Here is a 13,328-nt window from a genome sequence, read left to right on the forward strand (position 1 = left end):
CCAAAAACCCAGCCCAATCATTGTCATTCTGAATAAAACGGTGGTTTTCCGTTTTGTGAAGAATCTGCAAAAGCAACATGTTTTGCTCTATCTGATATGTGGGTTATCCTTCTGAATAACTTCTCTGGTTTTATGAAACTATGCATTGGATTATTTCATGTACCCACAAACTTTCCGGTAGAACCATTTTTATCTACGATTGAATGCCCTAAATCACGCATCTCACCCACTCAATACTCTCTTTCCAACACAGGTTTTTGCTGTTTTTCTAAAGCAGGTGAATTGTATCTTTTCTCCGCCGGGGCAATTTTCAAGAGCCAGAAAATGCCGATTCCAACGAGTAGAAGTGCAAATAGCAGAACGGACTGGCGGATGCTCAGGATACCAAATTCCAGCATAATAGCCGCGAATGTTACTGAGATAGACTGTGAGAGGGTAAAGAGCAGCCATTCGGTACTGAACACGCGACCGCGAAAGGTATCGGGTGCGCGGCGCTGAAGCAGAACGGTGCTCATGACCCAGTTTGAGCCGGATGCCATGTGGCCCGCTACCACCAGCAGCGACATAAAAATCAGTGACTCAATTCCGCTGACCATCACATACATCAACCCGGCAAAAATCATACAGAAACCCATCGCTTTAACCCAATTTTTCTCATTCGGGAAGATTCGTCTGCCGATTACGGGACCAATTCCGGTTCCCACACCGCGAGATGCATACAGTACGCCAAGCCCGATGCTGCCCATTAGCAGAATGTCTTCAGCAATGAGTATTAGAAGATAGACAAGCGCACCGATACAGCTCGTAAACATCCCTTTCGCCATTGTTGGCCGCAAGACAGCCGGGTTATCTTTCAGAAACTGAAATCCCTCTTTTATGCCGGTCAGCGGATTTCGGGTGCGAAACTTCTCTTCGCGGCTCATTGCCGTCTGAGGAATGACGGCGCGGTAGATGAAAATGGCGGAAATTAGGTAGGTAGCTGAATTGATCAGAAATACTGCGTCAGTGCCCAGCCATGCCGTTGCAAATCCGCCCAATGCCATTGCCGATGTAAAAATAATGCTCCAGGATGCAGCCGACAGAATGTTGGCGATGACAAGTTCGTCTGATGTCGTCACATTGGGTATAGATGATGTCTTGGCAGGTTCAAAAATTGCTGAAAAAATCATTTGAAAAGCCATCAAAACATACGCCAGCCAAAGCAGCTCAAAAGAGACGATAAGCAGAAACCCGACCACCACAACCGCCCGAATGATATCGCACCAGATCATCAGCTTGCGCCGGTTCATCCGGTCAGTAATATATCCGGCAAATGGCGATGAAAACGCCAGGCTCAGTGTTTTCACGACGATGATCAGGCCGAGGAGAAGCTCGGAATCACTATAATCCTGGATGAGCGCATAAATGGCCAGAAGCCCGAACCAGTCCCCGAAATTAGAGACGACCTGTGCCAGCCACAGTCTTCTGTAGTCGTGGTTGGTTCTGACAAGCTCGAGGTAAGGTTTCAGTGAAAAATTCAAATTTAGGGTATCCGGGGCATTATTGTTTCAGAATTATGATACTGATATGTCAAAAGTGACAGTGATATGTCTCCCCTCGTGGGGAGATCGAATGAGCGTTAAGCGAAATACGCGAGGGGTGTATTATGGATTCATTTACCCACTCAAACGTCGAGACAGTCATCAATTCTCCATACACCCCTCCCGCCCCAAGGCACGTACTCTCCGCTGTCCGCTAAGAGTGTATTTCAGAGCCAGGGATTTTGGTCAAGATCAAGGCCAGAGGGACGGTGAAACCGCAGTCCCGAAATCTCGGGATGAGGATTTCAACCGACCGATAACGCAGAGATTGATCAAAAGACATGCTCTGTTAATCACTCAATACCCGTACTACCAAACCCACCCTTATTCCGTTCTGTTTCACCCAGTTCTTGTACTTCCCGGATTTCCGCCCGGCTGACGGGTGCAATTATCATTTGTGCTATCCTGTCACCAAATGATACATTAAATACTTCATCTCCATGGTTGATAACGAGCACTTTTATCTCTCCCCTGTAATCTGAATCGATTGTACCAGGTGCATTTAGCATTGTTATACCAAATTTAAACGCAAGCCCGCTTCGCGGCCTTATTTGTGCTTCGAAGCCATCCTGAAGCCCCATTTGCAGGCCGGTAGGAATCAGTGCTCTTTCTCCCGGTTTGATGGGAACAGTGCCCGGTACGGCAGCCCTGAGGTCCATTCCGGCTGCATAATCAGATTCATATGATGGCAGAGGAAGATCTGCTGCATGGGAAAGTTTCTTAAATTCACATATCGGTTTTTTCATGTCGCTCATAGTTTATCAATCGAACTTTAACATTTCCAAAAATGACTTTTACGTGTGCCTCAAGCGGAATACGAAGATCATCAGTCATAAACCAAGATTTAAATCTACCAGAAAATCCAAAAGGGCCGTCCGCATCTGTCGTCCCTTCACTATAGTAGGTTTCAACTTCTTCGTCAAACGCATCGTAACTCCGCATATCAGTTTCAGGACTGCTTGATGCTGTCAGCGTGCTTTTCTCTCCTTCAATATAAACGGGGAGTTCATACGGTTCTTCAATACCAGCAAACATACGGGAATAATAAAACACAATATCCCCGCCACTGGCCGGCTCCTCAAGGGCAAGCGTATCGGTCGGTTCACCTTCCTCAAAGAAGTAAACGAGATCTTCCGTCCTGTCGAAGTCTACACGTAATTTGTCGTAAATCTCATCGTGAATATCATCTCTCCAGAATTCATGTGCATAGAACCACTTCTCATTGTGACTGAACAGCGATTCGTAGTTCACTATCCGGGTCCCGACAAAAGGAATCTTGTTATTCGACCGGATTCGAGTTCGCATGTGGTGAACCGTTTCGCCCTGGTGGGTAGTGTCCGGCAACAGCTCTACATCTACCCAGCCGAGGGTGAAAAATCCGTACCGAACCTCGTATTCGAATACTTCCCGAACATCCATTAACATGTCTGCCGTCGGCGGACTTTCCCGGTCGTACGTAATATCTTGCCCGGATGCAGAGCCCATGAAACCGAGACAAAATATTATTGTAAAATAAATCGAGATATCAGACAAACGAATCAAAAGCATCCTCATCATACCCCACAAGTACGGCGTCATCCTGTTCTAAAACCGGGCGTTTAATCATGGTTTGGTTCTCCAGCAGCAGATCAAATAGCTGATCTTCATCAAGATCTTTATCCTTCAGTCCAAGATTTTTATACGTTGTGCCCCGTTTGTTTATCAATACGTCGAGCCCGACTTTGTGCACAAATTCATCCAGTTTACCTTCCGATAACGGCTCTTTTTTCAGGTCAATAAATTCATAGTCCACATCGTTTTCTTCAAGCCATTTGAACGTGTCGCGAACCTTGTTACAATTTTTGATGCCATAAACTTTCAGCATAATCGACTATATTCTACTTTGATTTTGGTTGACTGGTACTCATCAATTTTCTTCAAAAGAAAGATACAATGAATCGTATCCAGATCGTAAATATGATGTAATAAATTGGTTATTATTGATTTTTTACGCCAACAGAAAATCATCGTCATTGATTCAACTTTTCATTTTATTTTTCAGACGAATGCTCCACTCCTTTACACATCGCTTAATTCTAATAATCATGCTGTCTTTAGTTTGCTTTAGCTGCGGCAAGGATGATGACCAGAGAGAATTTGAACAGGAAGCGTTTCAACTTCCTGAAGGCATTACAGAAACGGAGGGAAACGGAGAAATTATAACAGAAGACCCCAACGACTGGCGCACATCTCCCTTTTTCCAGGGGCTTGTGTTTGTAAACCCCCCATTTTCCAACCCGGTATCCATTGCTGATCAGCTCAGTATTGAAATTGAAGTTTCGGGTATAGATGCCGTCTCAGGCCTTACGGTGGCGGTACTGATAAATGATGCTGCAAATGCACAGTTTCGAACACTTTATACCCATAGCCAGAATCCCCTGCCACCCGGCCTGACAACTGTTCCTATCAACCCGATTGAGCTCGGCCGATTTAATAGCCCCGAAAGTGCCCGGGGAATTCACCGGTTGATTATTTATGATAACAGGGAAAATATCATCAGCTATGGTGATGTTCGCGTTGAGTGACTTTATCGTTTCACCAATTCCAATAAATCATTAAAAGAAATCCCTTTATATCACTAAGTGAAAGAATTACCAATCCAATCAATATTGCCATGAAGGTCTCTTAGACATAAAGGCCTTTGTTATCAATCCAATACCCTTCGTGTTTCTTTAAGTCTTCGAGACTTCGTGGCTGATATCACGACATATTGATTACTTGTAATTCACCATTTTACATCAATACCTTCATTACAATTTTCAACTCTTCTCATCATTTAGTACTCTTCCTGAGCTTCAACGTTTTAAATAATCCAATTTCAAATCCAATGAACCGATCCCTATCCTTTTTAAGTCTAGTTATTACACTCCTGATTTCCATTAACCTGTCGCATGCACAGGATCAGGTACAGCCGGATGCATTCAGTTATATGGATGTCTTTGACCTGCAGATGGTTGCAAATCCACAAATTTCCCCGGATGGCAACACGGTTATTTACGAACGTCATCAATTTGATGCGATGAGCGACCGGCGATTTATCAACCTTTGGCGTATTGACTTCAGCGGAGACAATCATGTAGGCCTCACATCTGGAAAGGGAAGTTATGGTAACGTTACATGGTCACCTGATGGCAGCCGGATTGCCTACACGTCAAGTGAAGAAGGATCGTCCCAAATTTTTATCCGATGGATGGATGAGGGTGTTACAACATCAATCACGAACCTGGATAGCAGTCCTGCCAATCTCGCCTGGTCACCCGATGGGAATCATCTGCTCTTTACAAAAAGCGTCGATGCACCAGAACCGAATATCGGATCGTTCCCAGGCCCACCCGAAGGCGCCGAATGGGCACCGCCGGCACAAGTGATTGATCATGTTCTTTATCGGAGTGATGCAAGCGGATATATTGATCTGTCATACTCGCATGTTTTCGTAATTTCGGCAGATGGCGGCGCGCCAAGACAACTCACATCCGGGCCATATAACCACAATTCTCCGAAGTGGGCTCCTGATGGAGAAACGATCATTTTTACGGCCGATCGAACAGCAGATGCCCCGCTGGACCCCAATAACGAACAGATTTACGAAATTGGTGTGGAATCACTTGAGCTGACACAAGTCACAGACGGACGAGGCCCGCACAGCAACCCGTCAATATCACCAGACGGCCGGTTTATTGCCTATACCGGCTATGATGACGAATTCCTTGGGTATCAGCTTACCGAGCTCTATGTGATCAACAGGGATGGCACCAACAGACGAACCATCTCCAGAAATTTGAATGTGGATGTCAGCAGTCATACGTGGGCGGGCGACAGCGGCTCTCTGTTTTTCCGGTTTGATGAGGAAGGGAACAGTAAACTGGGCAATCTCAATTTAAACGGAGAGTACACAACGCTTGTCAGCGATCTGAACTCTCCAAGTATCGGTCGGCCGTATGGCGGCGGTTCGTATTCTGTATCTGAAAACGGACGTTACGCCGTGCCTCAGGGAACCACGGAACGCCCTGCAGAACTGACCGTTGGGCACTTTCCAACGCGAATGGCTACCAGGCAAATAACCAACTTAAATGAAGAGCTCTTCAAATCCATATCAGTCGGGGAAACCACAGAGTTTTGGGTTGATTCATCTGTTGATGACTTCAGGGTTCAGGGCTGGATTATTACACCTCCGAACTTTGACCCTGAACAGGACTACCCGATGATTCTGGAAATTCATGGAGGGCCACACACAAATTACGGCCCTCGTTTTACGCCCGAACTTCAGCTCATGGCAAGTCAGGGTTATGTGGTCGTGTACACAAATCCAAGAGGAAGCACGAGCTATTCTCCCGAATTCGCAGCATACATCAACCATAACTATCCAAGCGAGGATTTCAATGATTTGATGGATGCCGTCAACTACGTACTGGACGAGGGCTACGTGGATGAGGATCAGCTTTACATCACCGGGGGAAGCGGTGGCGGCGTGCTGACAGCCTGGTCCATTGGCATGACCGATCGCTTCCGTGCTGCAGTAGTCGCCAAGCCTGTCATCAACTGGTACAGTTTTACGCTGACTGCAGATGCCTACCCGTTTTTTGCCAAATACTGGTTCACCGAAATGCCGTGGGACGATCCCATGCAGTATATGGAGCGATCGCCAATATCTCTTGTCGGAAATGTAACAACACCGACAATGGTGCTCGTGGGTTCCGAAGACTACAGGACCCCAAATAGTGAAAGTGAGCAGTATTACCAGGCACTAAAGCTACAGGATGTGGATGCATCGCTCGTTAAGATTACCGGGGCGTCACACGGGATTGTTGCCCGGCCTTCAAACCTGATTCGAAAAGTTGGGTACATCACTGGGTGGTTTGAGAAATATAGTGAGTAGATTGCCGATTAAACAAACTTTTAGCCTGAGCTCGATTTTAAATCAGGACTAAAATTCTCCCCTCCTGTGTAAGGAGGGGCCGGGGGAGGTAGCTTTAGGATTTTAAATTTAAATTGGACTCAATATACTGTTTCCTCATCGGGATGCCTACGGCACAACCACCCCTTAATCCCCTCCTTGAGAAGGAGGGGAATTCTTGACTACAACACAAAATACATTGTTAATTGAGCTCAGTTTTAAGAAACAGTTCGGCACTCATCATGCCGTTATCCGAATAAAACCAGATGAGTCATTCGTGGCCATTTCGTCGCTTTCAGATCGATTTAGAATACGTTTCATCAAAAACTGAAGGGCTGATTGCGCCTGAAGAAGATCATCATACGAGTGATCTCGTTTCTTCAGTTCCGAGATAAAATAGTCGGTTTGCCAGTGGCGGATTTGTGATGAATGGTCAACGGTAAATTCATCTAAAAACTTACGAACCCAGCGAAGAGCCGATGTCTCCTGCTGATACGTTGCCCCTTTTCTTCTGAATTCTGTTCTGAAGGTGGAAAGTATGAGTGATCGTTTCATAATTATCTCTTTTATGTTTTTACTTGTATGATCAAAAATCCCCGATCCCCTTACACTTTTTGTTAGATTTTTTTGAAACCGGTTATACATCACCTCGTATTGAGCCAAGTTCGATTGTTTTCATTACTGAATTGAACGCGAAGCAGTCCGGGAAGTGCGTCATCCCGCGCCTGACGCTGGATCTCCCATCCCAAAAAAGGCAGGAGATACAGCATCAGCGTCCGGTATGACACATTAGAAATGAATTTGCTAAACAATCGCACTTCCCGGACTGCTTTATTCATTTTTCCATATTTTTGAATCGAACTCAGGATCTGACGATTCAATTTGCGGAGCTGTTCAGTTATTGTATATTCTATCATTCCATTGTGACCGACCGTTTTATAACTCATTAATTAATTTCGATATGATACTTACAATTATTGCTGTTGTTGTTCTGATAATACTGGTAGCCTATCCCGTTTCGATTTACAATAAGCTGGTGTCGCTCAGAAATCGGTTCAAAAATGCATTCTCACAAATAGATGTTCAGCTAAAACGTCGCTACGACCTGATTCCAAATCTTGTAAATGTAGCCAAGCAGTACATGTCTCATGAAAAAGAGACGCTCGAAGCAGTTATCCAGGCCAGGAACCAGGCAATGAGTACTGAAAAAGAGGTTGCCCAGGAACCTGGAGATCCAGAATCCATGCAGAAATTGATGGGTGCTGAACAGTCATTGACCGGCGCAATGGGACGGCTCTTTGCGCTCTCCGAAAACTATCCCGACCTGAAAGCCAATCAGAACATGATGCAGCTTACCGAAGAGCTGACATCTACGGAAAACAAGATTGCGTTTGCACGACAGTCATTCAACGATTCGGTAATGACCTACAACACCAGCAGGGAAAAATTTCCTAATAACTTGATCGCCAATGCATTTGGGTTTAAAGAGGCCCGACTGTTTGAAATTGACGTTGCCGATGAGCGGGAAGCTCCAAAAGTAGAATTTTAATAGCACCGTTTATTTCATCCCTGATTTATGGACTTTTTTGAAGCGCAGGACCGTGCCAAACAGGCTACCTGGAAACTGCTTGTCCTCTATTGTGCCGCCGTTATACTTATTATTATATCGGTATACGTAGTTACATTGCTGCTGATCAGTTACGCCGGCGGAGGTATGGGGCAGCCATGGAATCCGGTTCTTTTCTTTTTGGTAACAACCTTTACGCTCATCCTGATTGTATCTGGAACACTATTTCGAATTGCCCAGCTCAGGAAAGGCGGCAGTGCTGTTGCAGAAATGCTTGGTGGCCGGAAAGTGAACTCATCAAGTAAAGACCCGAATGAGCGTCAGCTTGTCAATATTGTCGAGGAGATGTCAATAGCATCAGGCCTACCGCTGCCCGACATCTACCTGCTCGATCGTGAAGAAAATATCAACGCGTTTGCGGCCGGTTTTGGCACCGATGATGCGGCCGTTGGCGTTACAAAAGGCGCGATTGAACAGCTGAACCGTGACGAACTCCAGGGTGTGATCGCACATGAATTCAGCCACATCTTTAATGGCGACATGCGACTGAATATTCGCCTTATTGGCATTCTGAATGGAATCTTGCTTATTCATATTATGGGGATGCTTCTCATGAGAAGCACATTTTTCATGGGCGGCAGCCGGCGGTCTACAAGCGGCGATAGTGACAGTGGTAAATCTAAGCTTGTAATACTTTTACTGGGAGTTGCTCTTATTGTGATTGGTTACGTTGGCATGCTGTTTGGCCGTATGATCCAGGCTGCGGTTTCTCGTCAGCGTGAATACCTGGCCGATGCCGCCGCTGTTCAGTACACCCGTAATCCGGATGGTATAGCCGGAGCTCTCGAAAAGATCGGACGCTTAAAAAAAGGAGCAGAGATCAAAGATGGGCACTCGATGGAATTTAGCCACATGTTTTTTGCCAACAGTTTTCATACCGCACTGGACAAACTTTTCGCAACTCACCCTCCGCTGGATAAGAGGATTCAGGCCATTCAGCCCGGCCGTGATTCATCGCACATCAAACAGAAAGAACGGATTGATAAACGCCTGAAGAAAAACCGCATGGAGAAAGGCTCAGTACAAGAAACTGCGGGGGCTTCTGCGGGACCATTATCCGAAACGCTGCCGCTGCAGGAAATCTTAATGGGAGCCATCGGCACCATGAACGAGAGGAGTGTAAAACAGGCATCCCATATTTTAAAGGAGATTCCGGAGGAACTGCGCGAAGCCGCCCACGAACCGTTTCAGTCAGAAGCGCTCATTTATGCACTGCTGCTAACGAGTAACAACAGGTCTTTAAAAGAGGTACCTGAGTGGAGTAAAAAAATTCTGACTGATGATTTGGAAAAACACGTGTCATCGTTACTGGCCAAACTGAGCAATGGCAAACGAGAATGGGCACTGCCGCTTGCAGAGATTTCAGTTCCCGCCCTTCGCCAAATGAGCGCAAGTCAATACGGGCTGTTTAGGCAAAATCTAAGAAATATCATTGACCATGATGACGAGGTCACCTTATTTGAATACTCAATTGAAAAGCTGATTGAGCACCGGCTGGATCAGCATTTCAAGGAAGAAAAAACGCCAAAAATTAAACACCACCATCTAAAACCCCTTGGCAGAGAACTATCCATTATTCTCTCCTCACTTGCCAACACATCCGACACTGACAAGCGGCAGGCATTTCAGACAGGAGTTGAGGTTCTGGAAGAAGCCGCGCCGGATAATTTAAAATATTTACAAGAGGATGAGTATACATTCAAAGATATTGATGAGGCATTGAAGGGATTTTCGCTCTCAGCTAATCCAGTAAAGCGCTATCTGATGAAAAGTATGATTCATTGCGTAATGGCAGACGATTCGCTTTCGCTTGATGAGCTTGAGCTGCTGCGGGCCATGGCTGAAGTTATTGGCTCGCCTATTCCGCTGCACGTTCGGCCAACGGGATAACCAAGGATAAAATTATTATTGATATCGCACTAAATTAGCAAAAGTTATAGTCTTAGTTCGATTATTAAATCATAAAGGAAAGAGTCCCCCTTAGAAAAGGGGGAATAAGGGGGATGTTGATCAGATCTTTGAGAAATTCGATAGACACCCCTCTCAATCTCCCCTTATTAGGGGAGACTTTTATAATGATCTTATTAAAAATTTATTAATCGAACTGAGGTTTACAGTCCCTGACAGTTTCTGCACACATAAATACGCCGGCCTGATTTCTCCAGTTTTTCTACTTCCGTTCCGCACATCCGACAAGGCTTACCAGCCCGATTGAACAGGTAGTGCCTATATTGGCGTCTTTTCTCACCGTTCTGCTTTGCTTCAGAAAGTATGTCATCCGCCACCGTCATTCCTTTGGTTTGATACGCCCGGTGTGTGATAGTGAGAGCAGATTTGGCGAATTCAATAAGCTGTTCATCGGACAGATCTTTTGGTTTTGCTGACGGATCTATTTTTGAATCGAACAGTATCTCTGTTCTCAGGTAGTTTCCAACTCCGCTCAGGAAGGTTTGATCAAGCAGCAGCGAGGCGAACATTTTTCTTCTAAAATCGTCGCTCTTGCTTCGCTCAACAATATCATCAACCGTTACGCCTTTCAATAAATCCGGCCCGAGTTTACTCAGGTAAGGATGTTCCTTTATAGATTCACCATCCATCACATCAATTTCGCTGGCGCTATAAAGCAATGCCGATTTTTGATCCGTTCGCAATTCAGCCCGAAGCTGCCGATTAGTTTTGGGGTAGTCGCCGGCCGGTTTGATGTACCATTTTCCGTAAAGCTGGTTGTGGCTGTACATATGAAAGTCATCTTCAAAAGAAATGACGAGCCCTTTACCAAATGCTTCTACGTTTTCAACACGCTTCTCTGCGAGCTCCTTTTCAAACGGTTTGAGATGATCGTGATAGTAGTAAATATATCTAAGATGAGAGTCTGCAATCGCATTACTAATTTTATCGGCTTCACGGTGAATCTCAGGTCCTTCCGGCATTTGCTATCAAATAAGGGTTAGATGTTTTGTCGCCATGATAACCGAAAATTGGAACTGTACGTTGCATCAGGAATCTATAGGCTTTAATTAAAGATAATATGGTTCTACCGGAAAGTTTATGGATACATGTTATAAATCTAGCATAATTAGAATAAGCTAGATAAATCACTCAAAAGGTTAAACAACTTATCTGAGAACAACACATGTTGCTTTTGCAGATTCTTCACAAAACGGAAAACCACCGTTTTATTCAGAATGACAATGATTCGGCTGGGGGTGTAGGGCGGCGTGACGAAAAGGCGATATTTAACACTACGTTTACACCCACGCCGCCCGCGTGCTAACCAATCGGCCCGTCATCCTGAGCAAGCCATTGTCGTTGATGGCGCAGATAAGGATCTGCAAAAGCAATGGCTTATAATTTGGAAGATTTTAAACATGGTCTAAGCGATGATTCACATTTTTGACATCACCCATAAACTTTTCGGTAGAACCGATAATGATTATCAATTTCTGCTATCCTGAAATGGAATATATAGGCCATAAGCCTGACGTTATTCAACCTAAGGCACTCTCGCCCCAAGTATATTTGATGTGTGCAGATCGGTCAGGCTGCCCCATTGGAAAAGCCTGAAAAAGAGGATACTTACTCTGCATATTATCTTACTGCTCACTATGACCTTACAAGCCGACTAAATGATTTTGATAAAATTCAGCCTGCCCTATTGAATAACTCCTTATTAACCTGGAGCGAGTGCCCCAGGCTGAGTTCTTACAGGCTTGCAGCCTTAAAATTGGTGCTGTTAAAAAATTATCCCTCCATGCCTCGATTTGTCAAAAACTCATCCGCTGACCGTATCAACAAATAACAAATACACCAATCACTAATCACCTAATTATCCAATATCCGAATCAGCTCACCACTTTCGTGATCGGTGAGAATATATAGGTATCCATCCGGACCCTGCGCCACGCTCCTCACCCGCTTACCGATGGGTATAGATTCTTCACCTGCAACCTCTTCCCCATCGAGTATAATTCGGCGCACCTGTTCACCAACCAGTCCGCCGCTAAACAGATCTCCCTTCCAGCCGGGGTATTGGTCACCTGTATAGAACGCAAGGCCGCTTGGTGCTTGTGAGGGCGTCCAAACTACTTTAGGATCCGCCATTCCAGGCATCGATGTCTCATCAGAAATTCTAAGGTAGTGGTATTCCCTGCTGTAGGTAACTTCCGGCCAGCCATAATTTCCACCGGCTTCCAGCAGATTAAGCTCGTCGCCGCCTTTTGACCCGTGTTCATTCGCCCAAATACGTCCGCTGTCAGGATCCCTGGTGATTCCCTGGATGTTTCGGTGACCAAGCGACCAGATCTCCGGCAGTGCTCCCTCCTGGTCTAAAAACGGGTTGCCGGGTGCCGGACCACCGGTATCGGTAAGCCGCAAGACTTTGCCCAGATGGCTGTCCAGCTGCTGAGCCTGCTCCCGTATCCAGTCTCCCTCAAATCGAATGTAGTTTCCACCATCACCGAGTGTGAGCAGAAATGTCCGGTCCGGCAGCCATTGCATCCTGGATCCAAAGTGCTGATCATCTGATTTATCATCAGACACACGAAAGATCTCTTCGAACTCTGTGAGTTCCATTCCTTCCAATTTTCCCCGGCCAACAGTTGTTCGGTTTGCATCTTCTGTACCGGTTGAATAGGTAAGATACACATACCGGTTGTCAGCAAATTCCGGGTGAAGAGTCACATCAAGCAGACCGCCCTGCCCACTGATAAACATATCGGGAAGGCCCGCTATTGAATCTTCTGAAAGCACACCATTTTCAACCTTCCGCAACCGGCCGGTCTTCTCTGTAATCAGCATATGACCTTTCTCGCCCGGCAGCCAAACCATCGCCCATGGGTAAGTAAGTCGATCAAGTACAACCTCAGTAGTCCAGCCTTCAGCTTCCGGAGCATCTGCAGAGAGTGGTACCGGTCCTTTGGGCATAGTGCATGCACTCATCAATAAAATGACTGGAAACAGTGACAGCGTAAGTTTTTTTATCATGAGAGTCAGTTATTTACAATAGAGGTATCAAGGTTTCGTTTTAAAGTCGGCTCTTTCCCGAAAAATAAACCATTCATCTATTCTGGATGCAGGGCCTATTTGATCAAATGTACAAATAGTAGAATCAATCACCGAACAATGTTAGTAAAGACAGAGTTGGTGAAATCGGTTCCTTCCCTGTATTTTCAATAAAGCTAATTTTTTA

The 13,328-nt window shown here is 45.5% G+C and carries 12 protein-coding genes; 4 read left to right on the plus strand and 8 right to left on the minus strand.

Going from position 1 to position 13,328, the window contains the following annotated elements; all coding sequences use genetic code 11:
- Positions 1 to 230: 230 nt before the first annotated feature.
- From AABW11_RS01240 to AABW11_RS01255, 4 genes are all read right to left on the minus strand, one after another.
- The gene (locus AABW11_RS01240) at positions 231 to 1,520 is read right to left on the minus strand and encodes an MFS transporter (RefSeq protein WP_340102678.1); all 1,290 of its coding nucleotides are present in this window, start codon (positions 1,518 to 1,520) and stop codon (positions 231 to 233) included.
- 353 nt (positions 1,521 to 1,873) lie between these two features.
- Positions 1,874 to 2,326: a dUTP diphosphatase gene (dut, locus tag AABW11_RS01245; protein WP_340102679.1), complete on the minus strand. Its 453-nt coding sequence runs from the start codon at positions 2,324 to 2,326 to the stop codon at positions 1,874 to 1,876.
- Positions 2,307 to 3,065, minus strand: coding sequence for a DUF3108 domain-containing protein (locus tag AABW11_RS01250; RefSeq protein ID WP_340102680.1), 759 nt, complete (start codon positions 3,063 to 3,065; stop codon positions 2,307 to 2,309). The genes dut and AABW11_RS01250 overlap by 20 nt, the downstream gene beginning before the upstream one ends.
- A gap of 40 nt (positions 3,066 to 3,105) precedes the next feature.
- Complete coding sequence (locus tag AABW11_RS01255) at positions 3,106 to 3,444, minus strand: arsenate reductase family protein (protein WP_340102681.1); 339 nt, start codon at positions 3,442 to 3,444, stop codon at positions 3,106 to 3,108.
- Between the two features lie 220 nt (positions 3,445 to 3,664).
- On the opposite strand from AABW11_RS01255, the gene AABW11_RS01260 reads away from it, so the two are divergent.
- Both AABW11_RS01260 and AABW11_RS01265 read left to right on the plus strand, forming a co-directional pair.
- Entirely contained in the window at positions 3,665 to 4,144 is a 480-nt protein-coding gene (locus AABW11_RS01260) for a hypothetical protein (protein WP_340102682.1), read from the plus strand.
- Between the two features lie 302 nt (positions 4,145 to 4,446).
- Positions 4,447 to 6,495: a S9 family peptidase gene (locus AABW11_RS01265; RefSeq protein WP_340102683.1), complete on the plus strand. Its 2,049-nt coding sequence runs from the start codon at positions 4,447 to 4,449 to the stop codon at positions 6,493 to 6,495.
- A 258-nt stretch (positions 6,496 to 6,753) separates the two neighbouring features.
- On the opposite strand, the gene AABW11_RS01270 is transcribed toward AABW11_RS01265, so the two are convergent.
- Together AABW11_RS01270 and AABW11_RS01275 are read right to left on the minus strand one after the other, a co-directional pair.
- On the minus strand, positions 6,754 to 7,068 hold the full coding sequence (locus AABW11_RS01270; protein WP_340102684.1) for a hypothetical protein: 315 nt from the start codon (positions 7,066 to 7,068) through the stop codon (positions 6,754 to 6,756).
- A gap of 89 nt (positions 7,069 to 7,157) precedes the next feature.
- Positions 7,158 to 7,430 carry a hypothetical protein gene (locus AABW11_RS01275; RefSeq protein ID WP_340102685.1) on the minus strand — a complete coding sequence of 91 codons (273 nt, stop codon included), beginning with the start codon at positions 7,428 to 7,430 and terminating at the stop codon, positions 7,158 to 7,160.
- A gap of 44 nt (positions 7,431 to 7,474) precedes the next feature.
- Between AABW11_RS01275 and AABW11_RS01280 the strand changes: the two genes are divergently transcribed.
- Together AABW11_RS01280 and AABW11_RS01285 are read left to right on the plus strand one after the other, a co-directional pair.
- Positions 7,475 to 8,062 carry a LemA family protein gene (locus AABW11_RS01280; protein ID WP_340102686.1) on the plus strand — a complete coding sequence of 196 codons (588 nt, stop codon included), beginning with the start codon at positions 7,475 to 7,477 and terminating at the stop codon, positions 8,060 to 8,062.
- A 27-nt stretch (positions 8,063 to 8,089) separates the two neighbouring features.
- Positions 8,090 to 10,030 (plus strand): M48 family metallopeptidase, encoded by a 1,941-nt coding sequence (locus AABW11_RS01285; protein ID WP_340102687.1) that lies wholly within the window; start codon positions 8,090 to 8,092, stop codon positions 10,028 to 10,030.
- A 221-nt stretch (positions 10,031 to 10,251) separates the two neighbouring features.
- Here the strand turns inward: AABW11_RS01285 and nei are convergent, their stop codons facing one another.
- Together nei and AABW11_RS01295 are read right to left on the minus strand one after the other, a co-directional pair.
- A complete protein-coding gene (gene nei, locus AABW11_RS01290) occupies positions 10,252 to 11,070 on the minus strand; it encodes an endonuclease VIII (protein ID WP_340102688.1) in 819 nt (272 codons plus the stop codon).
- An 892-nt stretch (positions 11,071 to 11,962) separates the two neighbouring features.
- Positions 11,963 to 13,123: a PQQ-dependent sugar dehydrogenase gene (locus tag AABW11_RS01295; protein WP_340102689.1), complete on the minus strand. Its 1,161-nt coding sequence runs from the start codon at positions 13,121 to 13,123 to the stop codon at positions 11,963 to 11,965.
- Positions 13,124 to 13,328: the final 205 nt, after the last annotated feature.

It is taken from the genome of Rhodohalobacter sp. 8-1 (assembly GCF_038150125.1).
GTDB lineage: Bacteria > Bacteroidota > Rhodothermia > Balneolales > Balneolaceae > SW132.